This is a genomic window from Lysobacter antibioticus (assembly GCF_000731095.1).
Lineage (GTDB): Bacteria > Pseudomonadota > Gammaproteobacteria > Xanthomonadales > Xanthomonadaceae > Lysobacter > Lysobacter antibioticus_B.
The window spans coordinates 1-20,863 of record NZ_JMTZ01000062.1 but is presented as its reverse complement, the minus strand read 5'-3'; the positions used below and the strand labels follow the sequence as shown (position 1 = coordinate 20,863).

Sequence of the window (20,863 nt, the reverse complement as noted above, 5' to 3'; positions counted from 1 at the left end):
CAGAGGTCGGAAGTCGTGCGTGGGCGCGGCCCGCACGCCGCGGCGGCATAATGGCCGGCCGCTACCGCGCCGCCGTGCCTTACCGCCCATGTCCGTCAACGCAAGCACCCTGCCCGGCCTGGTCGTGATCGGCGGCGGCCCTGCCGGCCTGATGGCCGCGCAGACCGCGCGCGCTCTGGGCGTCGAGGTGGACCTGTTCGACGCCATGGGCTCGGTCGGGCGCAAGTTCCTGATCGCCGGCAAGGGCGGGCTCAACCTCACCCACGGCGAACCGCGTCCGGCCTTCGACCGCCGCTACGGCGCGCGCAGCGAGGCGGTCGGCCGCTGGCTCGATCAATTCGACGGCGAAGCCTTGCGCGAATGGGCGCGCGGCTTCGGCGTGGACACCTATGTCGGCACCTCCGGGCGAGTGTTCCCGATGGACCGCAAGGCCGCGCCGCTGCTGCGCGGCTGGGTGCGCAGGTTGCGCGAGGACGGCGTGCGCTTTCATGTCCATCACCGCTGGATCGGCTGGAGCGAGGACGGCGCCCTGCGTTTCGCCACGCCCGAGGGCGAGTCGCGGGTGCAAGCCGCGGCGACGGTGCTGGCGCTCGGCGGCGGTAGTTGGCCCGAACTCGGTTCCGACGGCGCCTGGGCGCCGTGGCTGAGCGAACGCGGCATCGACGTCGCCCCGCTGCAACCCTCGAACTGCGGCTTCGACATCGGCTGGAGCCCACATTTCGCCAGCCGCCATGCCGGCGCACCGCTCAAGCCGGTGATCGCGCATTGGCACGACGAAGCCGGCGAACACAGCTTGCAGGGCGAATGCGTGATCACCGCGACCGGCATCGAAGGCAGCCTGATCTATGCCTTGTCGGCGGGCCTGCGCGACCGCATCGCCGCGCACGGCGAAACGGTGTTGCGCCTGGACCTGGCGCCCGGTCGCGAACTCGATCGCCTGCAACGCGATTTCGCCCAGCCGCGCCGCGGCCGCAGCGTCGGCGAGCATCTGCGGCGCCAGACTGGCCTGGATGGGGTCAAGGCCGCGCTGGTGTTCGAGGTATTGGGCAAGGATGGCCTCAACGACCCGGCCGTCGTCGCGCAGACGATCAAACGCTTGCCGCTGCGTCTGTTGCGCGCGCGCCCGATCGCCGAAGTGATCAGCAGCGCCGGCGGCGTGCGGCTGGAAGCCTTGGATTCGCAACTGCGTCTGCTTGCGCCGGCCGAAGGCGATTCCACCCTGGAAGCATCGAAGCCGGCGATCTTCTGCGCCGGCGAAATGCTCGATTGGGAAGCCCCGACCGGCGGCTACCTGCTGACCGCCTGCTTCGCGAGCGGCTTGATCGCCGGCCGCGCCGCGGCGCGGCATCTGCTTGGAGTCGTGGGCGACTGAGCCGCGCGAGGCGGCGCGGCGACCAGCGATCGAGGAACTGCCGGGCCCGTCAGAGCTTCGACCTGACGACCAAGCGGCTCGTCCAGCGCTCGTCGCGCCTCGAAGCGCCGTTGAATTCCGTACCCGGGCCTACGCTCTCGTGCCACTGCGAGTGCTTCGACAATCGGTACTCGCGGCCTCCGATCAGTGCTGTTCCCGACAGCGGATAAGGCACCTTGGCCACCAGGTCCAGGTAGTTCCGGGTGTCGCTCAGCCGATCCAGATAGAACTCGCTCTCTTCGATTTCGATCACCAGAATCGACGACTCCGGGGTCTGCGCACGCTCGAGCGAACGCAGGTTATCCGTGCAATCGGATAAATGAATTCTGTCCTGCGAGTTGTCCTGGATTTCGAGCCTGGCCTGGATGCGGCGTATTTCCGCTGCCAGGTGCTGCTTCAACCCGATCAACAGCGCCTGTTTGTCGGCCGAGTCCGGCATCGAGCACTCCCTTGTCGGCCTGGCGCGCCCTCAAGAACGCGACCAGCTCCTCGTGCAGAACTCGTCCGCCGCCTTGGCGAGCTTGTCCAAACCGCTCTTGCTGTCGGATGCCTGCCGGCCCTTCAGGTGCAAGGTGTTCAACTCCGGAAATCCTTCCGCCTTGGCCGCCTCGTTGAGGGCGAACTTCCCCTCAGGCGTGGTCATCGTATTCGCATACCCTCTGGGGCGGCAGGTCAGCGTCGCCCTCTCGTAGGGCAGCGGCCAGATACCTTTGAAACTGGACTTGGTAACGACGACGTCCTTCTCCGGCACGCTTTCGGTTGCCGGTACGGGACCGGTCTGGAGCAGACCGGCAACAACCAGCGCTGCCGCGAGCGCACGACAACGGTCCATCGTTATCTCCCAAGGCCGTCAGGCCTCTCCTGTCGGTGATGGCTCATCAGCGTGCGCAAACCACCGGCGCGGCCGCGCCGGTGCTCAGGCCGCCGGCTTCTCGCTCGCCTTGCCCATGTAGAACATCGAGGCGCACAGGCCCACGCCTTCGGCGGTCGCGGCCGGTACGTTGCTGCCCTGCAGCGCGATCAGCTTGACCACGTCGCCGGTGCTTTCGGTGACTTTGGCCAGCGCGATGAAACCAGTCGGGGTGGTGCCGCAGAACGCGTTGCCCGGGGTTTCCTTCGGCGGCACCTGCTCGATCACGCGGCGCAGCTCGATCGGCTGGCTGGCTTCGACCTGCATGATCGCGCCGTAGGTTTCGCCGGCGGTGTATTGGTCGCCGCCGCGCACCAGCGCGACGCGTTCGGTCTTGTACAGCGAACCGTTCTCGCCCTTGAGTTCGAGATCGTCGATGGTGAGTTTGCCGGTGGTCGCCTGGGCGACCGGGTTGCCGGGCTCGAACGTGCCCAGGGCGACCGGCGGCAGCATCGGCGGGGCCGCGCGCGAGACCGGTTCGGCGTTCGGGTCGGGCACCGCCTGCGGCGCCTGCGGCAGGGCCGCGGTGGTTTCCTGCGGGGCAGCAGTGTTGACCGGCGCGCTTTGATCGCATGCGGCGAGCGCCACGACGGCGAGCGCGAGCGTCGACAAAGCGGGGAACAGACGTCGGTTCATCAGGGGTCCTCTGTGCAAAATCCTGGATTCGGTTGCTGCAGGTCGCGGATGCGTCGGCAATGCCGACGCAGGCCCGTGTCGCGTCGCTGGGGGAAGCCCGCACGAAGTGCCGGCGCGGCGCGAACGCGCAGCCTAACCGTTGGCCGTTAATAGTTCGTAAGGCCGCGCGGGCCGTGGGCTGCGCTCAGGCAGCCGCATCGTGCAGGGGCTGCAGCGCCGGATCGAGCGCCACGCGTTCATCGAACACGAAACAGCGGCCCTGGTAATGACGGCCGCCGACCTGCTCGAAGTAACCGAGGATGCCGCCGTCGAGCTGGAGCAGATTGTCCATGCCGTCGGCGCGCAGCCACAAAGCGGCCTTTTCGCAGCGGATACCGCCGGTGCAGAAGCTGACCACGGTCGCATCGGCCAAGGCCTCGCGGTGCGGCGCCAAGGCCTCGGGCAGTTCGGTGAAATTGTCGATCGGCAAGGTCAGCGCGTCGGCGAAGCTGCCGTAATCGACTTCTTCGCGGTTGCGCGTGTCCAGCAATACGACCCGGCGGCCGTCGTCGTCGTGACCGCGATCGAGCCAATGCGCAAGCGTGTCCGGCGTCACGGTTGGTGCGCGCTCGTGCAAGGGCGAGGACTTATCGCGGCGGAAGGCGATGATTTCCTTCTTCAGCTTGACCTTGAGCCGGGCGAACGGCTGGCTGCGGCTGTGGCTGTACTTGACGACCAGACCGGCAAAGCGCGGGTCGGCGCGCAGGCCGTCGAGCAGCGCCTCGATCGGCGCAGCGGCGCCGGCCAGGAACAGGTTGATGCCCTCGCCCGCAACCAGCACGGTGCCGCGCAGCTCGCCGGCTTCGGCCTGTTCACGGACCCAGGTGGCTAGCTGCGGCGGGTCGTCGATAACGGCGAAATGGTAGGCGGCGATATTGACGATCATGCCGCCATTCTACCGCGCGGCGCCTCCGCGAGCCTGACATGCGGCCCCTGGGCCGGACCTGAACCGAGCCGCGAACCTTCCGCGGAAACCGCGGTCCCATCAATTGCGCGGCCCAGACAAGACGGCCAAGCAGGCCCGGACCGCGTGAAACGCCGCCGCAAGGGCGGCGGCGTTGCCCTCTCAACTGCTCCATCAGGAGGCGTTTGCATGAAGGTACAGCTCAACACCGACCACCATCTCCGCGGCGATCAGTCGCTTGCCCAGCACGTCGAAGGCGTGGTCGACCACAGCCTGTCGCGGTTCCGCGACCAGGTCACCCGGGTCGAAGTCCACCTGCGCGACGTCAACGGCGCCAAGGCCGGCGGCGGCGACAAACATTGCACCATGGAAGCGCGTCTGGAGGGCCGCCCGCCGGTGGCCGCGACCGAAGACGCCGACACCATGCGCGGAGCGATCAGCGGCGCGGCGCGCAAGCTGCAACGCGTGCTCGACAGCTCGCTGGGCCGGTTGTCCAGCTGACATAAACGAAACCAACCCGTCCGGCGGCGAGGACCGCCGGCGCTCGAACACGAGGGCTGCCGCAGCGATGCGGCGGCCCTTAGTTTTTCGAGGAGAACCAGGCGCGCGGGTGCAGCGGCATCCCTGCCCTGCCCGCTCAACGTTTGGTGGTGATCGCCCGGCGCAGGTTGTTGCGGGCCGCCGCGTCGTAACGGGCGTGGTAGTAATCGCTGAGGAAGATCCGCTCGCGCTTGAGCAGCCCCTTGAGAAAACGGCGGCGATTCAGCCGGAACAAGGGCCCCGGCACATGGCCGCGGTATTCCGAGGCGATGCCGCGATCGTAGGCGTCGAACACCGCCGGTTCGGCGCCGAGGATGGCCATGTCGCCGTCGAGAAACAGGCGCGTCTCCTCATCCACCTGGTCGCGGGCGATGGCGCCGTGGCGCGCGGTCAGATCGATCAGTTCGGCGACGCGGTCGGCGTCGAGGCCGGCCTCCGCCCACCAACGCGCGATGTGTTCGCGTGCGAGCACGGCCGAACGCGCCTCGTTGTCGCGCTGCCCTGCCTCGTAGATCGCATCGTGATACAGCACCGCCAACGCGACCTCGCGCGGCTGCCGCCAGCCCGGGCCGGCGGCGACGTCGAGGTAATGGCGCAGCACTTCGGCGACATGGCCGATGTTGTGATAGGCGCGCGCCGGCGTCGCATACGCGGCTTCGAGCGCAGCGCGTTGCTCGGGCGGAAGCTGCAGCGGCAGTGCCGCGAGCAGCGTCTCGGGCAGGCTGGGTCTGGATTCGGCGAACGACATCGGCATCGCGGCAAGGTTACGCAGGGGCGATGGCGGCATCTTGGCATGTTGCCGTGGACGCGGCATGGCGGCTCGCCGGTGGCGGGGTTGCCGAGACTTCGGGTTCTGTCGGGATGAAGCCCTGGATCCCCGCCTTCGCGGGGATGACGGCCGGGTAGTCCCGTATTCGGCCTTTGCGGGGATGACGGGTGGGAGGTTTCGTACCCCCTGCGCGGGAACGACGGGTGGGAGGTCCTGGATGCCGGTCTTCGCCGGCGGTTCGCTTGCAGAGCCCTTGAAAAGAAACACCCGGCAAAACCGGGTGTTTCGGGCCCTGCCCGTCTGGCGCGGCCGGAGCCGCGCCAGGGGCGATCAGTACTTCTTCTCGATGTTGATCATGAAGCTGTTGTCGTCGTCGTTGCCGCTGCCGAACAGGCCGCGATACTCGAAGCGCAGAACCAGGTCGCGCTCGGTCTGCAAGACCGCGCCGATGCCGAACACGAAGCGGTTGCGGTCCAGGCCTTCGAGGCGGGCGCGGAAGAACGGACCACCGACCATGTCGGCATAGCTCATCGTCGCGAAGCTCTCGTCCTGGAAGTCGTGCTGGTACTCCAGCAGGACCATCGGCGAGAACGTGCCCAGGCGCACCGGATAACGGTAGTCCAGACGCACGCCGAGGCTGGTCGTGGTGGTATCGACGTCCATGCCCTGATAGGTCAACGAGTACGACGCGTCGCCCTGTTCGGTGTAGCCGTCCAGGCGGGCGCGAGCGACGTCGAGGCGGGCGTACGGCGAGACGTGCAGACGGTCGCGCTGGTAGTCCATGCCGGCCGAGACCGAGGCGAACCACTGGGTGCCGTCGCGGTCGCCGCGGACCATGCCGCCGGTGTCGGTGACATAGCGGCGGGTATCGAACGACAGCCACTGATAGCCGAGCAGGCCGTCGAGATAGAAGCTCTCGCCCGGGTGGTAGCTGGCGTACAACACCGCGCTGTAGCTCTTGGCCTTGCTGCGGCTGCCGCGCTGACCGACGTCGGTGTCGTCGCGGCCGTAGCCGATGCCGCCGCCGAGGGCGAAATCGTCGCGCAGGCGGTAGTCGGCGCCGGCGCTGATGCCGCTGGTCTCGAAGTCGAAGCCGGCCGAGCCGCCGCCGCGTCCGTCGCGGTTGCCGGTGTTGATCGAACCGCCGGTCCAGATGCCGTAGCGGGTACCGCTGCCTTCGACCGGCGGCTTGGGCTCGATCGCGGCCTGCTCGTCGCCGAGCAGGGGCTGGCGGCAATCGCTGCCCGGCGTGCGCCGCGCTTCGTCGCGGCAACGTTGGTCGATCGAGAAGCTCAGGCCATTGTCGAAGCGTGCGCCGTCGCTGCCGCCCTCGTGCATGCCCTGCATGCGCTGCTGGAAGTTGCCGATCTGCGAGTTGGCGAAACGGCGCGTGGCCGAAGCCTGGGCGTTGAGCACGCCGAGCACTTCGGCGTCCTTCGACGGATCGCTGCGCGGCGCGACTTCGATTTCGATGGTCGCCACCGCCGAGGTCGCATGGGCGTTGTTGAGGGTGAAGCTCGCCACCGCGACGCCGGAGAAGCCGATCACCGGCGTATAGCGCAAGGTGTACACGCCGCCGGAACCGCTGATGGCGGCGCTGCCGGACGACGCCGGGGTCAACGACACCAGGGTGGCCGCGGTGAACGGACCGCCGGTGGCGCCCGCGGTGAGGTCGACCGTGACCGCGGCGCCCGCGATGGTGCGGACGCGACGCGATTGCGCGACCGGCACCGCATTGACGGTGATCGTCGAGGTGATCGGCGCGGACGGGCCGAAGGCGTTGTTGAGCGTATACACCAGGGCGATCGGACCGACGGTGTTGGCCGCCGGGGTGTAGACGATCTGGGTGCCGGTAACCACGGCCGTACCCGACGACGGCGGGCTCAGCAGGGTCACGCCGGTGAACGGGCTGCCGGTGGCGCCGGCGGCCGCGTCGATGGTCGCGGTCTGCGTCGACAGGATCGTCGCCGTTTGCGGCTGGCCTTGCGGCACCGGCAACGCGTTGACGGTGATCGTCACCGTGGCCGGCGCCGAGGTGCCGCCCGGGCCGCTGGCGGTGTAGGTGAAGCTGTCGCTACCGAAGTAGTTGCTGCTCGGCGTGTAGACCACATCCAGGCCGCTGACCACTGCAGTGCCGTGGCTCGGCGCCGAGGCGACCGCGACGCTGGCGATGATGCCGGTGTCGTTGGCCGTGACCGGGATCGTCACCGCCTGGTTCGACATCGTCGTGGCGCTGTCGTCGACCGCGACCGGCACCGCGTCGACGATCACGATCGTCAGCGGCACCGTGGTGTTGTAGCCGGCGTCGTCGGTGGAACGGATGGTGGCGGTGTAGCTGCCGGCCGTGGTCGGGGTGCCGCTGTACACGCCGGCGGAGCTGAAGGACAGGCCGATAGGCAGGTTGCCCGAGACGATCGCGTAGGTGTACGGCGCGATGCCGCCGCTGCTGCTCAGGCTCTGGTTGTAGGCCACGCCGACGGTGCCGCCCGGCAAGGTCGCCGGCGAGATCACCACGGTGGCCGGGTCGATGGTGAAGGTGTACACCCGCGAGCCGGTCTGGCCGTTGCTGTCGGTGCCCTGCACAGTCACGCTGAAATTGCCGTCCGAACGCGGCACGCCGGACAGCGTGCCGCCCGAGGAGAAGCTCATGCCGATCGGCAAGGCGCCGCTGAGCAGCGAGAAGCTGTACGGTGCGACGCCGCCGGTGGCGGTGATGGTCGTGTTGTAGGCGGTGCCGGCGGTGCCATTGGGCAAGGTCGGCGGATCCAGGATGATGCTCGGGGTGGCGACCACGATGGTGTAGTTCTGCTGCAGGGCGAACGGCGCACCGGTGCCGGTGCTGCTGTCCTGCACGCGGACGGCGACGTTGTAATTACCCGGCACTGTCGGCGTACCGCTGAGCACGCCGGCCGAACTGAAGCTCACGCCGACAGGCAGCGAGCCGGCGACGAGGCTGAAGCTGTAGGGCGCCGAGCCGCCGCTCGCGGCGAAGTTGATGGTGGTGGCGACGCCGTAGTTCATCGGCAGGTTGCCCGCAGCCGGGGTCATCGCCAGAGTCGGCGCGCCGACCGTCAAGGTGAACACCTGGCCCTGGGTGAACGGACCGTTGCCGGTGCTGCTGTCGGTCGCGCTGGCGTTGAGGCTGAAGCTGCCCGCCGCGGTCGGCGTGCCGCTGACGGTGACGCTGTCGGCGGTGGTACCGGTGATGCTCAGGCCCGCCGGCAGACCGGCGACGTTGTAGCCGCTGTACGGCGAGGTGCCGCCGGCCCAGGTGAAGGTCTGGGTATAGGCGGCGCCGACTTGCGCGGTCAGCGGGCCGCCCGCGGTCACCGTGATCGTCGGGTTGCTCACCGTGATGGTGACCGTGGCCGGCGCCGAAGTGCCGGCGACATTGGTCGCGGTGTAGGTGAAGCTGTCGCTGCCCGCATACCCCGCAGTCGGCTGGTAGGTGATCGTAGTGCCGCTGGCGATGGCCGTGCCATGCGCCGGCGCCGCCGCGATCGCGACCGAAGCCGGGATGCCGCCGGTGATGTTGAGGGTGATCGGATTGGCGCCGCTGCCGTAGGCCACCGTGGCCGAAACCGGATTGGCGACCGGCGCGATGTCGGCGACCGTCAGCGAATAGCTCTGCGGCGCCGACGTGTAAGGACCGGTACCGGTGCTGCTGTCGGTCGCGGTCGCGCTGAAGTTGAACGTGCCCGGTGCCGTCGGCGTGCCGCTGATCACGCCGGCGCTGCTGAAGCTCATGCCGGGCGGCAGCGCGCCGGAAGCCACGGCATAGCTGTAGGGCGAAGTGCCGCCGGTGGCCCCATTGATGTTGGCGCTATAGGGCGATCCGACGGTCGGGCCGGCGAACGAGGTCGGCGGCAACACCACGGTCGAGGCGCCGATGCTCAAGGTGTAGGCACGCGAGCCAGTGTACGGACCGCTGCCGCTGCTGCTGTCGGTCGCGGTGACGGTGAAGTTGAAACTGCCGCCCGCGGTCGGCGTGCCGCTGAGCGACGGTGAAGTTGAAACTGCCGCCCGCGGTCGGCGTGCCGCTGAGCGTGCCGTTGCTGGCCAGGCTGAGGCCGGCCGGCAAGGCGCCCGCGGTGATCGCGAAGCTGTAGCCGGGCGTGCCGCCGGACGCGGTCAGGGTCTGGCTGTAGACCTGGGCTACACCGCCCGCCGGCAGCGTCGTCGGCGCAACGCTGATGGTCGCCGCCGCGACGGTCAGCGCGTAGGCGCGCGAACCGGTCTGGCCGTTGGCGTCGGTCGCGGTGGCCGTGAAGTTGAAGCTACCGCCTGCGGTCGGCGTGCCGGCGATCGTGCCGCTCGAACTCAGGCTGATGCCGGCCGGCAAGGCACCGGCGGTCACCGCGAAGGTGTACGGACCGATGCCGCCGCTCGCGCTCAGCGCTTCGTTGTAGCTCACGCCGGTCTGTGCGCCCGGCAACGTCGCCGGCGCGATCACGATGGTCGGCGCAGCGACCTGCAACACGTAGTTCTGGGTGCGCGCGAACGGCGCGCCGGCACCGGTGGAACTGTCGACGGCGCGGACCGAGAAGGTGAACAAACCGGTCACGGTCGGCGTCCCCGACAACACGCCGGTGCCGCCGTCCAGGCTCAAACCTGCGGGCAAGGCGCCCGCCGAAACGCTGTACGCGTAGGTCGGGGTGCCGCCGCTGGCGACGAAGGTCTGGCTATAAGCGATGGCGTAGGTCGCGCTCAGCGTGCCGGCGGCCGGGGTCATGCTCAGGGTCGGCGCACTCACCGACAGGGAGAAGGCCTGGCCGACGGTAAACGGACCGTCGCCGGTGCTGCTGTCGGTCGCGCTGGCATTGAGCGGGAAAGTACCGGCCACAGTCGCCGTGCCGCTGACGGTCACGCTGTTGGCGGTGGTGCCGGTGATGCTCAGGCCGGCCGGCAGGCCGGTCACGTTGTAACCGCTGAACGGCTGAGTGCCGCCGGACCAAGTGAAGGTCTGACTGTAGGCGACGCCAACCTGCGCGGTGAACGGACCGGAAGCGGCCACGGTGATCGTCGGCGGACTCACCGTGATGGTGACCGTCGCCGGTGCCGAGGTACCGGCGCCGTTGCTCGCGGTGTAGGTGAAGCTGTCCGGCCCGGCATAACCCGCGGTCGGCTGGTAGGTGATCGTGGTGCCGCTGGCGATCGCGGTGCCGTGCAGCGGCGCCGTACCGATGGCCACCGAGGTCGGCACGCCACCGGTGATGTTCAAAGTGATCGGGTTGGCGCCGCTGTCGTAGGCAACGGTGGCCGAGACCGGATTGGCGACCGGCGGGATGTTGATGATCTGCAGCGAGTAGCCACGCGGTGCCGAACTGTACGCGCCGGTGCCGGTGCTGCTGTCGGTCGCGGTCACGGCGAAGTTGAAGGTGCCAGCCGCAGTGGGCGTACCCGACAACACGCCGGCGCTGCTCAGGCTGATGCCGGGCGGCAGCGCGCCGGCGGTCACCGCATACGTGTACGGCGCGGTGCCGCCGCTGGCGGGATTAAGAGTGGCGCTGTAGGCCACCGCGACCGTGCCGTTGGCCAAAGTCGTCGCCGGCAGGGCGATCGTCGGCGGGGCGATGACCAAGGTGTAGGCGCGCGAACCGGTATGCGGGGCACCGGTGCCGGTGCTGCTGCCGGTCGCGGTGACGGTGAAGTTGAAACTGCCGCCCGCGGTCGGCGTGCCGCTGAGCGTGCCGTTGCTGGCCAGGCTCAGGCCGGCCGGCAAGGCGCCGGCGGTGATCGCGTAGGTGTACGGCGCGATGCCGCCGCTGGCAGTGATGGACTGGCTGTAGGCCGCCGCGACGGTGCCGTTGGGCAAGGTCGTCGGTGCGATCGAGGTCGTCGGCGCGGCAACGGTCAGGGTGTAGGCGCGAGTGCCGGTGAAAGTATTGGCATCGGTCGCGCGCACGGTGAAGTTGAAGGTGCCCGCCGCAGTCGGCGTGCCGGTCAGGCCGCCGCCGCTCGCCAGCGTCAGGCCGGCCGGCAAGGCGCCCGCCGAGATCGCGAAGGTGTACGGCGAAGTGCCGCCGCTGGCGGTGAAGGTCTGACTGTAGGCGACACCGACGGTCGCGCCCGGAATCGTGGCCGGGTCGACCACGATGACCGGCGCCGCCGTGACGGTGACAGTGTAAAGCCGGTTGCCGATATTGTCCGAGCCGTCCTGCGAACCGCTGCTGTCCTCGGACAGGATGCGGAAGGTGTAGGTGCCGGTGGTGGTCGGGGTGCCGCTGATCACGCCGCCGCTGCTCAGGCTCAAGCCCGGCGGCAGCAGGTTAGGTGCGGCCTGCACCGAATAGATGTACGGCGCAACGCCGCCGGTGCTGCTCAAACTCGTGTTGTACGGAATGCCGACCGCCATCGCCGGCAGGGTCGTCGGCGAAATCACCGGCGCCACGATCGGAATGACGATCGCATACGACTTGACCGTGGTCAGCGGCGTCGGCGTGCTCGAATCGGTCACGGTGATGTTGACCGCGAAGCTGCCGCGCTGGGTCGGGGTGCCCCCGAACGCACCGCCCGAGAAGGTCAGGCCGGTCGGCAAGGTGCCGCTGGTATGCACGAAGCTGTAGGGCGCGACGCCGCCGGTCGCGCTCAGCGCCTGGCTGAAGGGCACGCCCAGCACCGGCGAGATCGAGGCCGGGCTGACGATGATCGGCGAGGTCGGCGCGCCGATGGTGACGTTGACGGTGACGTCGTTGTTGAGGCCGTCGTCGAATACGAAGGTGTCGCTGGTCGCCGTATTGCCGTTATGAACGTAGGTCACCGTCTGAGCGAGCTGATTGACCGTCGCCGTGCCGTTCGTTGGGAGGGTCTCGACGGTGCCGATGCCCAAGTTGTCCGGGCCGTCGCAGGCGCTGGCATCGATGGTGTGCGAGCCGCCATGAGCCACGGAGATGTTGAACGGCCCGCAATGCGGCGACGGCGCGGCGACCGCCATCGTGGACCACAGCCCCACCAGGCACAGCAGGAGCAGGCCCAGCCCCAGTTGCAGGTAGCTTCCCTGACGCCCGACATTCGAGATGCCCGCGCGACGTGCCCTGTGCAGATGCATGATTTCCGATCCCCTGACGCCGATGGGGCGCGGTTCCTCCGCTGCCGCCCTCGACGTTCCGCCTGTTCGACCTGGTCTGGTCCCACGCGCCGAACTGCCTCGGCGCACCCCTATCCTTGATCTAGTACGCAAATCGGCGGCGGGACCGGCCGCTTTCGCCGCGGCATTGCGTTAAGGAAAGTCATGGCGCTCCGGCGCCATGCCGGATCCGCTCGGATCGGCCCCCTCCGCCGTGCGCGGGCGGGCCGTGCGAGCGGGGTCTCCGGTACGCAGTCCGGGCTCGCACGGGGTCCGGACGACATCCTCTGGGGGAAGAGATGACAGAAGTATTCCTGGGACAGATCATCACGGTGGGGTTCAATTTCGCCCCGAAGGGTTTCGCGTTCTGCGCCGGCCAAACATTGCCGATCGCACAGAACCAGGCCTTGTTCTCGCTGCTGGGCACGACCTACGGCGGCAACGGCCAGACCACCTTCCAGTTGCCGGACCTGCGCAGCCGCACGCCGGTCGGGTTCGGCCAGTCCGTCGACGGCGGCTGGAACCCGACCGCCTATCAGTTGGGCGAAACCGGCGGCGTCGAGAACGTCACCCTGCTGACGACGCAGTTGCCGGCGCACAACCACGGCCTGGTCGGCACCAGCACCAATGCCGACACGCGTAACCCACGCGCTGGTTTGTACGGCAACTGCACGATCCCGCTGTACGCCGACGTCGGCGGCCCGCAGGTGGCCTTGTCGCCAGCCGTGCTCGGCCCGGCCGGCGGCACGCAACCGCATACCAATCTGCAGCCCTACCTGGCGATCAACTTCTGCATTGCTCTGAGCGGCATTTACCCATCGCGCAACTGACGCGGCCGGTCAAGCCGGCGCCTTTCGGCGCCTTTCATCGCATTCCGTTCCGGAGTACACATCATGAGCGAACCCTTCGTCGGAGAAATCCGTCTATTCGGCTTCGGCCGCACCCCTAACGGTTGGTTTGCCTGCGACGGCAGCCTGCAACCGATCTCCGAGTACGAGGTCTTGTTCACCCTGATCGGCACGACCTACGGCGGCGACGGCCAGAGCACCTTCGCGCTGCCCGACCTGCGCGGCCGCGCACCGGTCCACACCGGCACAGGCACGGGCCTGAGCAACTACGTCATCGGCCAGGCCAGCGGCACCGAAAGCGTCACCCTGATCGGCAACCAGATGCCCGCGCACACTCACACCATGTTCGCGACCACTTCGCTGGCCACCTCGAACAAGCCGGCCGTGAACGTGCAGCCCGGCGCCTTGTCCGGCGACACCATGTACCTGACCGACATCACCGGCCTGCCGCCGATCCCGCAGGCTGCCAGCGCAGTAACGCCGGCCGGCAACACCCAGCCGCACGCCAACCAGATGCCGACCTTGACGGTGCAGTACTGCATCGCCTGGGCCGGGATCTTCCCGCAGCAGCAGTGATCTCGCCGATCGCATTCAAGAGGACATCACCATGACCGAACCTTTCATCGGCCAGATCCAGATCTTCGGCTTCAACTTCGCTCCGCGCGGTTGGGCGTTCTGCAACGGCGCGACCCTGGCGATCCAGCAGAACACCGCGTTGTTCTCATTGCTGGGCACCCAGTACGGCGGCAACGGCACCACCACCTTCCAACTGCCGAACTTCGTCAACCGCACCGGCTGCAACCAAGGCCAGGGACCGGGACTCACCCCGCACCAGATCGGCGAGAACTTCGGCTCCAACAGCGTCACCCTGACCACCCAGGAGATGCCAGCGCATACCCACGCAGCGCAAATCTACGGCCAGAACGACGCGAGCAAGCGACAGTCGGCGCCGGCCAACGGCAACGCGCTGGGCACTCCGTTGGCTGCGGCCTTTACCGCCGCGGGCAGCACCGATTCGCCGTTCCCGCCGACCATGATCGGCCCCACGGGCGGCGGCCAGCCGCACGAGAACCGGCAGCCCTACCTGGCGATGAACTTCTGCATCGCTCTGCAGGGCATCTTCCCGTCGTTCCCCTGATCGGTTAAACCTCAGGAAAATCGCTTGAATCCCGTGCAAATCGCTTGAACGTCATGCACTCCGCCGCGCCGCTGTCGTTCCCGCAGGAACGCAGCGGCATGGGGCCCCTACCCGCGTCGCTGGCCGGGCGCGGGATCGGCCTGCGCGCGGCGCGCGGCGGGGACATCGATTGGCTGCGATTGCTGTATCGCGATCTGCGGGCGCCGGAGTTCGCCGAGTTGGGCTGGCCGCAATCGGCCCTGCACGCCTTTCTCGACCAGCAGTTCATGCTCCAGCACGTGCACTACCTGCGCCACTACGGCGAAGCCGAGTTCCTGATCGTCGAACAGGCCGGCCGCCCGGTCGGACGCTTGTATCTGTTACGCGAGGCGCGCGAGCACTTGTTGGTCGACATCAGTCTGGCGCCGGCGACTTGCGGACAAGGCCTCGGCGGTGCGCTGATCGCGATGGCGCAACAGGAAGCCGCCGCGCTCGGGCGCGGCATGCGCCTGCACGTCGAGTCCGCCAATACCGCGGCGCAACGGCTGTACGACCGCCTCGGCTTCCGCGTCGTCGAAGCCCTGCCGACCCACATCATGATGCGTTGGACGCCGCCTCAGGGCTGAAGCGGCCCATCACAGAACCGCTAACCGGCCGCACGGCACGCGGCGCGGACTCGTCGAAACTCTGGAACGAACCGCGGCGCGCGAACCGGCCGAAACCCGGCCCCGCTGCGATAGCCTCAGTTGAAGATCGCCTGGTACAAAAAGCCTTCGCGCTCGCGCGCGACCGGCACCAGAAAGATGCCGACTTCGCCGATGGAGTCGTGGCGCATCACATAGATCTGCTGCGGAAACAGGAAGGCCGAGCCGTTGCGGAACAGCAGCGAGAACGGCGCACGTTCGCCTTGCTGCGGACGCGTGCTCAGCGCCCGCGCCTCGACCAGCACGAACGGCACTTCGTTGTCGTTGAGCTGCGCCGAGTAGGTCTCGTTCACATGCGCAGCGAAGTGTTCCAGCGTCAATAGTTCCATCGCAGGCCTCCCCAAGCCGAGGCCGCATCGTCGTCGTGTCCGGCGTCCGATGCAAGTCCTGTCGTCGGTTTTGCGACGGATTCGCGGCTGCATGCGAGCCGCAGTCACCTTCCGGCGTCCGCGGCGCCCGGCTCGCAGCCGAAGCACGCCGGCAAACGCGCAGCCGAGAGATCGGCCGGCAAGGCGGCAAGCGGGACATCGTTCCCCCTGGCCGGCGAGGCCGGGCCAGGAGCAACCGATGACCACCGCCGCCGGCTCCGGACGCGCCGCCGCGATCCCAGTTCGCGGCGGACGACGGCCGGAGCCGCCGACAGCGCGGGCAATCCCTGCCCGTCCCTGCTTTCATCACTGACGGAGATGAAAGATTCCAAACAGTGCGGTCCGTGCCGGCCGCGGCGCCCGCCTGGCTCGAAGCCGGCGGACGCCGCGGACCGGTCGACACCGGGGAAGACGCGCCCCTGCCGTCACCACCACGACGCGGTGATCGGCGGACCCGCCGCGCTATCTGCGCGGACGTAGGCCTGGAGGCTGCGTTGTCGGCTTTCGCGCGTGGCGCGGGAAACCGTCCCCTACCCCTTCTGGGGGTACCTGCGTCGCCGCCGCGAGGTCGGTCGCGACAGCGGCAAAACCCGGCCGCCGCGCCTACAAGGCCGCGGCTGCGCTCGGCGGCAGTACCCGGCCGCGGATCGAGGTCACCGCCACCACTGCATCGACGCTGGCATCGCCGGCATGGACGCGATAGGTGTAGGTATCGACCCCTTCGAAATCCGGATCGGGCGTATAGGTCGCCTGACCGTCCTGCAAGCTCACCGCACCGTGCCTCGGTGCCTCGACGATGCTGTAGCTCAACGAGGCGCCGCTGCCGATCGAACCGCGCAAGGCGACCGTCGAGGTCGCGCCGTCGACGCTGTTGGTGACCAGATCGGATGCGGCCAGCGGCTCGTAACGCTTGAAGCCGCGCACGCTGTCTTCGACGAGGACCATCGGATGACGGCCGCCGGCGTGACCGAAGCCGGCTTGGGTGAACATCGGCGTCGACGGACGCAGCTCATCGCTGCGCTTGGACATGAAAGTTTCGCTGTGCGCGTCGCGCGCAAAGCCGTGGTTGGAACTCGAACTCGGGGCGCCGAACGCACCGGCACTGCTCGCGAGCAGCGTCAGGCACAGTACGACGGGCCCCTGGATACTCTTGCACAACATGCCTACTCCTTGGTCTGAATGGAAACGGATCTATCGTCTGTTCCGGACCGCGCCTGCCTGCGCTGGATCGATGTTCGATCGCTATGGCGACCGGGGATCCTTCTCCTGCATCGCCCTGTCCGGACCCGCTTGCGACCTCCTGTCGCCACCGGGAAAGCATGATCGCAGGCAGGCGTCGCAGAGGCCGAGACGGTAGAAGACGCGAGTGGAATTTCGTTGATCCGTGGCGACGCACCCAGGCCGGAGAGCTTCGCTCCGGTTCGCGAACAACGGGGTTTTCGACGGCCGTGTAACGACCGGGAGAGCGTCGTGCGATACGGCCTGTCTGATAATCCACACCCTCGTCGCAGACGCTGCGATTTCGCGCTTGTTCGCCAAGACGTTCGCGCGTGCGACAACGCGGTCGCGGCTTGCGCCGCTCCTACCCTATGAAGCCATCCCCAAGGCGATTGGATCGCAAACGACGAAGGCCCGCGGATGCGGGCCTTCGAGGGTCGAACCATGGACGGCGATGCCTAACTTATGCATGACCGGCGCTATCGCGCGCTAGGCCATGCGGTTCGCCTCAATATTTCCCCATGAAATCGCGCTTGCCGATGTTGACGCCGTGGCCGCGCAGGATCGCGTAGGTGGTGGTGACGTGGAAGAAGAACTGCGGCAGGCCGTAGTGCACCAGATAGTCGTGCCCGCCGAAGCGGCGTTCCTTCGGCGTGCCCGCACGCAGCACCACTTCGCGGTCTTCGGCGCCTTCGAACAGGGCCGGCTCGAGGCCGTCGACGAAGGCGATGGTCTTGGCGATCAGAGCCTGCAGTTCGGCGAAGCTGCGTTCCTTGTCGTCGTAGACCGGCACTTCGACGTCGGCCAGGCGCGCGCTCACGCCCTTGGCGAAGTCGCAGGCGATCTGGACCTGGCGCAACAAGGGGAACATGTCAGGGAACAGACGCGCCTGCAGGTAGGCGTCGTGGTCGATCTTTTGCTCGGTCGCATGGGCTTCGGTACGGGCCAGGATCTCGGCCAGGCTGCCGAGCAACTGCTTGAGCACCGGGACGGACGCGGAATACATCGAAATGGGCATGGTGGCGGGATTCGTGCAGGGGAAAGCCGCCATGGTACGACGGCGGCGTGTCCGCTGCCCTGCCGCGCCGAGGCGGCAGGCGCAGGCATCACGCCGGCGACTTGGCGCGGCGGCGCGGTTTGACCTGCTGCAAGGCCGCCGCCCAACGCTGAGCGCCCGCCCCCTGGTCGCCCCAGGTATCGTCGGGGTTGGCCAGCCGGCAACGGTCGATCGACAGGCAGCCGCAGCCGATGCACTGGTCGAGGGTGTCGCGCATCAAGGTCAGGTTGGCGATGCGCTGCTCGAGCTCGTCCTTCCACGTCGCCGACAAGCGCGACCAGTCGCTGCGGGTCGGCACGCGCGAGTCCGGCAAGGTGTCCAGCGCCTCGCGGATGGTCGCCAGGGGCATGCCGACGCGCTGGGCGACGCGGATGATGGCGATGCGGCGCAAGGTGTCGCGGCTGTAGCGGCGCTGGTTGCCGGCCGTGCGCAGGCTGTGGATCAGGCCCTTCGACTCGTAGAAGTGCAAGGCCGACACCGCCACGCCCGAGCGCTCCGCGACCTGGCCCACGGTCAGCTCCATCGTCATACTCATCGGCTATTGACCTCAACTTATATTGAGGTTCTATGCTGCGCTCGGTCTCATTTCGACGTCAAGCCATGGCCCCCACCCACGCTTACGAACGCACCACGACGTCCCTGCCCGTCCCGCCGCAGGTCAAGGCGGTGGTATTCGACCGTTATGGCGCGCCCGAAGTCCTGCACGCCATCGAACTGCCGATGCCGCAGGCCGGCCCCGGCGAGGTGCGGATCCGCGTCCGCGCGGCCGGCGTGCGTCCCAGCGACATCGCCCTGCGCCGCGGCATCGGCGCCGCCGATGCCGGGCACGCGTTTCCGCGCCGCCTGGGCAACGAGTTCGCCGGCATCGTCGACCAGGTCGGCGCCGGCGTACGCGACCTCGAAGTCGGCGACGAAGTGCTCGGCTGGGCCGTGGCGATGAGTTATGCCGAAGTGCTGACCGTGCCGGCCGAACAAGTGGTGCACAAGCCCGAGACGATGTCCTGGGCGGTCGCCGGCGCCCTGCCCTCGACCGGCCAAAGCGCGCTCGGCGCCTTGCGCGTGCTCGGCGTAGAACACGGCCACACCGTGCTGATCCATGGCGCCGCCAGCGGCATCGGCAGCGTCGCGGTGCAACTGGCCCGGGCCTGGGGCGCGCAGGTGATCGGCAGCGCCGCCGCCAACGATCACGATTATCTGCGCTCGCTCGGCGCGCAACCGGTGCTCGACGACCGCGAAGGCATCGAACAGACCCGCGCGCTCGCGCCGCAGGGCGTCGATGCGATCTTCGACGCGCTCGGCAGCGAAGTCCACGAGGGCTGGCTGGCGCTCGGCGCCGCGCCCTCGCGCATCGCTACCTTGTGCGATTCCGACCAGGCCCGGCGTCTCGGCCTGCGCACCTTGCGCAGCCAACGCAGCCGCGCGCATCTGCGCGAGCTGATGGCCATGCACGTGCGCCACGGCCTGCTGGTGCATGTGCGCGAAATGTTCCCGCTGACCCGCGCCGCCGAAGCGCATCGCGCGGTCGAACGCGGTCACGGCCGCGGCAAGGTCGTGTTGATGGTCTACGAAGCGATAGAGACGAAGCACAGCGCATGAACGACGCCAGCGCACTCGAACGCCCGCTCGCCGATGCCGGCCTCGGCCTGGCGCCGACTCACGACCAAGCGGCTGCGGTTCCGGAAAGTCTGTACGCGCCGCGTTACCGCAGCCTGACCATCGGCGCGGTCGCGCTGGTGGCCTTGGTCGCCTTCGAAGCCCTGGCGGTGACCACGGCGATGCCGACCGTCGCCCGCGCGCTCGACGGCCTGGCGCTGTATGCGCTCGCGTTCGGCGGCACCCTCGCGGCGAGCGTGGTCGGCATGGTCGCGGCCGGCCGTTGGGCCGATGCGCGCGGGCCGGTCGCCCCGTTGCGCCAGGGCATCGTCTGGTTCGCCCTGGGTTTGATCGCAGCCGGACTGGCGCCGTCGATGGGCTGGCTGATCGCCGGCCGCGTCATCCAGGGCTTCGGCGGCGGATTGATCTCGGTCGCCCTGTACGTGGTGGTCGGCCGGGTCTATCCGCCGCAACTGCGGGTCAGGATCTTCGCCGCGTTCGCCGCGGCCTGGGTGGTGCCGGCGGTGGTCGGCCCGGCGATCAGCGGCGCGATCGTCGAGCACGCCGGCTGGCGCTGGGTGTTCCTGTCGGTGCCGATCGTCGCGGTGTTGGCGGCGTGGCTGGTGCTGCCGTCGCTGCGCAAGCTCGGCCCGACCGCCGGCGGCGCCGATGCCGGCAACGATCAACGTACACGTCTGCTGTGGGCGCTGTTGACCACGGCCAGCTTGCTCGCCCTGCACTACGGCGGCCAGCAACGCGGCTGGCTGGCCTGGGCGGTGCTGGTCCCTGCGCTCGCTGCGCTGGCATTGGCGGCATCGCGCTTGCTGCCGCGCGGCGCCCTGCGCGCCGCACGCGGCCTGCCGACGGTGGTCTCCCTGCGCGGCATCGGCGCGGGCGCGTTCTTCCTCACCGAGGCCTATATCCCACTGTTGCTGTCGCAGGAACGCGGGCTATCGCCGACCTGGGCCGGGCTGGTGTTGACCCTGGGCGCGGTCGGCTGGTCGAGCGGCTCCTGGTATCGCGGACGCACCGCGGTCGCGGCGGCGCCGCAGCGCTTCCTGCAGGCCGGCATGGCGATGGTCGCGCTCGGCGTGATCGCGATCGCGGCATTGGTATGGACGCAGGCGCCGCTCGCGCTCGGCGTCGCCGGCTGGATCATCGCCGGCCTCGGCATGGGCATGATCTACCCGACTCTGTCGGTGTTGATGCTCGAGCTGTCGCCGCCCGAACAGCAGGGCGTGAACTCCTCGGCGCTGCATCTCGGCGATGCGATCTTCACCGCCACTGCGCTGGCGGTCGGCGGTTCGCTGTTCGCGGCACTGATGACGCGCTCGCATACCCTGGCCTATCTGTGCGGGTTCGGCATTGCGCTCGGTTTGGCCTTGTTGGGCTTGGTGCTGGCGGCGCGGGTGCGGGTGGCCAGGGCGGCGCTGTGAATCGGGTCGGGTCCATGGCGAATCCCCCTGCAGGAGCGGCGTGAGCCGCGACCACGGGACGCGTTGAGTCAGCAAGGCAGATGTCGCCCATCGAAGCGGCGCACTTTCGCCAGCGCAGGAGCGGCGCGAGCCGCGACCGCGTTGGTTCGGCCAGTATCACCGGCCGGGATGGATATCTGTCTCAACCACGACGCCGTTGCCGTTGCCGTTGCCGTTGCCGTTGCCGTTGCCGTTGCCGTTGCCGTTG

18 protein-coding genes and 1 pseudogene are annotated in these 20,863 nt (G+C 68.6%); 8 read left to right on the top strand and 11 right to left on the bottom strand.

Going from position 1 to position 20,863, the window contains the following annotated elements:
• Positions 1-88 precede the first annotated feature (88 nt).
• The gene (locus tag EX88_RS0117020; RefSeq protein ID WP_031373194.1) at positions 89-1,372 is read left to right on the top strand and encodes a TIGR03862 family flavoprotein; all 1,284 of its coding nucleotides are present in this window, start codon (positions 89-91) and stop codon (positions 1,370-1,372) included.
• A gap of 49 nt (positions 1,373-1,421) precedes the next feature.
• Here the strand turns inward: EX88_RS0117020 and EX88_RS0117015 are convergent, their stop codons facing one another.
• The 4 genes from EX88_RS0117015 to EX88_RS0117000 all read right to left on the bottom strand — a co-directional run bounded on the left by EX88_RS0117015 (position 1,422) and on the right by EX88_RS0117000 (position 3,882).
• The gene (locus EX88_RS0117015; protein ID WP_031373193.1) at positions 1,422-1,850 is read right to left on the bottom strand and encodes a hypothetical protein; all 429 of its coding nucleotides are present in this window, start codon (positions 1,848-1,850) and stop codon (positions 1,422-1,424) included.
• 30 nt (positions 1,851-1,880) lie between these two features.
• Positions 1,881-2,243: a hypothetical protein gene (locus tag EX88_RS0117010; RefSeq protein WP_031373192.1), complete on the bottom strand. Its 363-nt coding sequence runs from the start codon at positions 2,241-2,243 to the stop codon at positions 1,881-1,883.
• Positions 2,244-2,327: 84 nt separating this feature from the next.
• Positions 2,328-2,957, bottom strand: coding sequence for a hypothetical protein (locus tag EX88_RS0117005; RefSeq protein WP_031373191.1), 630 nt, complete (start codon positions 2,955-2,957; stop codon positions 2,328-2,330).
• 184 nt (positions 2,958-3,141) lie between these two features.
• On the bottom strand, positions 3,142-3,882 hold the full coding sequence (locus EX88_RS0117000; RefSeq protein ID WP_031373190.1) for a sulfurtransferase: 741 nt from the start codon (positions 3,880-3,882) through the stop codon (positions 3,142-3,144).
• Between the two features lie 207 nt (positions 3,883-4,089).
• Here EX88_RS0117000 and EX88_RS0116995 point away from each other — a divergent pair, with 207 nt between their 5' ends.
• Positions 4,090-4,401, top strand: coding sequence for an HPF/RaiA family ribosome-associated protein (locus EX88_RS0116995; RefSeq protein ID WP_031373189.1), 312 nt, complete (start codon positions 4,090-4,092; stop codon positions 4,399-4,401).
• 136 nt (positions 4,402-4,537) lie between these two features.
• Here the strand turns inward: EX88_RS0116995 and EX88_RS0116990 are convergent, their stop codons facing one another.
• The 3 genes and pseudogenes from EX88_RS0116990 to EX88_RS24700 form a co-directional block, all read right to left on the bottom strand.
• On the bottom strand, positions 4,538-5,188 hold the full coding sequence (locus EX88_RS0116990) for a hypothetical protein (protein WP_051885237.1): 651 nt from the start codon (positions 5,186-5,188) through the stop codon (positions 4,538-4,540).
• Positions 5,189-5,539: 351 nt separating this feature from the next.
• Entirely contained in the window at positions 5,540-9,106 is a 3,567-nt protein-coding gene (locus EX88_RS24705; protein WP_051885234.1) for an autotransporter domain-containing protein, read from the bottom strand.
• A 103-nt stretch (positions 9,107-9,209) separates the two neighbouring features.
• A pseudogene (locus EX88_RS24700) lies at positions 9,210-11,849 on the bottom strand (beta strand repeat-containing protein); the annotation flags it as partial.
• Positions 11,850-12,574: 725 nt separating this feature from the next.
• On the opposite strand from EX88_RS24700, the gene EX88_RS0116970 reads away from it, so the two are divergent.
• The 4 genes from EX88_RS0116970 (at position 12,575) to EX88_RS0116955 (ending at position 14,866) form a co-directional block, all read left to right on the top strand.
• A complete protein-coding gene (locus tag EX88_RS0116970; protein WP_031373185.1) occupies positions 12,575-13,105 on the top strand; it encodes a phage tail protein in 531 nt (176 codons plus the stop codon).
• Positions 13,106-13,168: 63 nt separating this feature from the next.
• A complete protein-coding gene (locus tag EX88_RS0116965) occupies positions 13,169-13,699 on the top strand; it encodes a phage tail protein (RefSeq protein ID WP_031373184.1) in 531 nt (176 codons plus the stop codon).
• 31 nt (positions 13,700-13,730) lie between these two features.
• Entirely contained in the window at positions 13,731-14,261 is a 531-nt protein-coding gene (locus tag EX88_RS0116960; RefSeq protein ID WP_031373183.1) for a phage tail protein, read from the top strand.
• Between the two features lie 98 nt (positions 14,262-14,359).
• The gene (locus EX88_RS0116955; RefSeq protein WP_235186330.1) at positions 14,360-14,866 is read left to right on the top strand and encodes a GNAT family N-acetyltransferase; all 507 of its coding nucleotides are present in this window, start codon (positions 14,360-14,362) and stop codon (positions 14,864-14,866) included.
• Positions 14,867-14,982: 116 nt separating this feature from the next.
• On the opposite strand, the gene EX88_RS0116950 is transcribed toward EX88_RS0116955, so the two are convergent.
• From EX88_RS0116950 to soxR, 4 genes are all read right to left on the bottom strand, one after another.
• Complete coding sequence (locus tag EX88_RS0116950; protein WP_031373181.1) at positions 14,983-15,273, bottom strand: DUF6916 family protein; 291 nt, start codon at positions 15,271-15,273, stop codon at positions 14,983-14,985.
• A gap of 642 nt (positions 15,274-15,915) precedes the next feature.
• Entirely contained in the window at positions 15,916-16,473 is a 558-nt protein-coding gene (locus EX88_RS0116945) for an Ig-like domain-containing protein (RefSeq protein WP_031373180.1), read from the bottom strand.
• Between the two features lie 565 nt (positions 16,474-17,038).
• A complete protein-coding gene (locus EX88_RS0116940; RefSeq protein ID WP_031373179.1) occupies positions 17,039-17,548 on the bottom strand; it encodes a DUF1993 domain-containing protein in 510 nt (169 codons plus the stop codon).
• 88 nt (positions 17,549-17,636) lie between these two features.
• The gene (gene soxR, locus EX88_RS0116935) at positions 17,637-18,116 is read right to left on the bottom strand and encodes a redox-sensitive transcriptional activator SoxR (protein ID WP_051885232.1); all 480 of its coding nucleotides are present in this window, start codon (positions 18,114-18,116) and stop codon (positions 17,637-17,639) included.
• A 71-nt stretch (positions 18,117-18,187) separates the two neighbouring features.
• On the opposite strand from soxR, the gene EX88_RS0116930 reads away from it, so the two are divergent.
• The gene (locus EX88_RS0116930) at positions 18,188-19,183 is read left to right on the top strand and encodes an NADP-dependent oxidoreductase (protein ID WP_051885231.1); all 996 of its coding nucleotides are present in this window, start codon (positions 18,188-18,190) and stop codon (positions 19,181-19,183) included.
• A complete protein-coding gene (locus EX88_RS0116925; RefSeq protein WP_081931128.1) occupies positions 19,180-20,616 on the top strand; it encodes an MFS transporter in 1,437 nt (478 codons plus the stop codon). Before EX88_RS0116930 ends, EX88_RS0116925 begins: the two co-directional genes overlap by 4 nt.
• Positions 20,617-20,863 lie beyond the last annotated feature (247 nt).

Excerpts from the sequence above, each read along its gene's own strand:
- EX88_RS0117020 (WP_031373194.1), top strand. The coding sequence starts at position 89 with ATGTCCGTCAACGCAAGCACCCTGCCCGGCCTGGTCGTGATCGGCGGC.
- EX88_RS0117015 (WP_031373193.1), bottom strand. The coding sequence starts at position 1,850 with ATGCCGGACTCGGCCGACAAACAGGCGCTGTTGATCGGGTTGAAGCAG.
- EX88_RS0117010 (WP_031373192.1), bottom strand. The coding sequence starts at position 2,243 with ATGGACCGTTGTCGTGCGCTCGCGGCAGCGCTGGTTGTTGCCGGTCTG.
- EX88_RS0117005 (WP_031373191.1), bottom strand. The coding sequence starts at position 2,957 with ATGAACCGACGTCTGTTCCCCGCTTTGTCGACGCTCGCGCTCGCCGTC.
- EX88_RS0117000 (WP_031373190.1), bottom strand. The coding sequence starts at position 3,882 with ATGATCGTCAATATCGCCGCCTACCATTTCGCCGTTATCGACGACCCG.
- EX88_RS0116995 (WP_031373189.1), top strand. The coding sequence starts at position 4,090 with ATGAAGGTACAGCTCAACACCGACCACCATCTCCGCGGCGATCAGTCG.
- EX88_RS0116990 (WP_051885237.1), bottom strand. The coding sequence starts at position 5,188 with ATGTCGTTCGCCGAATCCAGACCCAGCCTGCCCGAGACGCTGCTCGCG.
- EX88_RS0116970 (WP_031373185.1), top strand. The coding sequence starts at position 12,575 with ATGACAGAAGTATTCCTGGGACAGATCATCACGGTGGGGTTCAATTTC.
- EX88_RS0116965 (WP_031373184.1), top strand. The coding sequence starts at position 13,169 with ATGAGCGAACCCTTCGTCGGAGAAATCCGTCTATTCGGCTTCGGCCGC.
- EX88_RS0116960 (WP_031373183.1), top strand. The coding sequence starts at position 13,731 with ATGACCGAACCTTTCATCGGCCAGATCCAGATCTTCGGCTTCAACTTC.
- EX88_RS0116955 (WP_235186330.1), top strand. The coding sequence starts at position 14,360 with ATGGGGCCCCTACCCGCGTCGCTGGCCGGGCGCGGGATCGGCCTGCGC.
- EX88_RS0116950 (WP_031373181.1), bottom strand. The coding sequence starts at position 15,273 with ATGGAACTATTGACGCTGGAACACTTCGCTGCGCATGTGAACGAGACC.
- EX88_RS0116945 (WP_031373180.1), bottom strand. The coding sequence starts at position 16,473 with ATGTTGTGCAAGAGTATCCAGGGGCCCGTCGTACTGTGCCTGACGCTG.
- EX88_RS0116940 (WP_031373179.1), bottom strand. The coding sequence starts at position 17,548 with ATGCCCATTTCGATGTATTCCGCGTCCGTCCCGGTGCTCAAGCAGTTG.
- soxR (WP_051885232.1), bottom strand. The coding sequence starts at position 18,116 with ATGACGATGGAGCTGACCGTGGGCCAGGTCGCGGAGCGCTCGGGCGTG.
- EX88_RS0116930 (WP_051885231.1), top strand. The coding sequence starts at position 18,188 with ATGGCCCCCACCCACGCTTACGAACGCACCACGACGTCCCTGCCCGTC.
- EX88_RS0116925 (WP_081931128.1), top strand. The coding sequence starts at position 19,180 with ATGAACGACGCCAGCGCACTCGAACGCCCGCTCGCCGATGCCGGCCTC.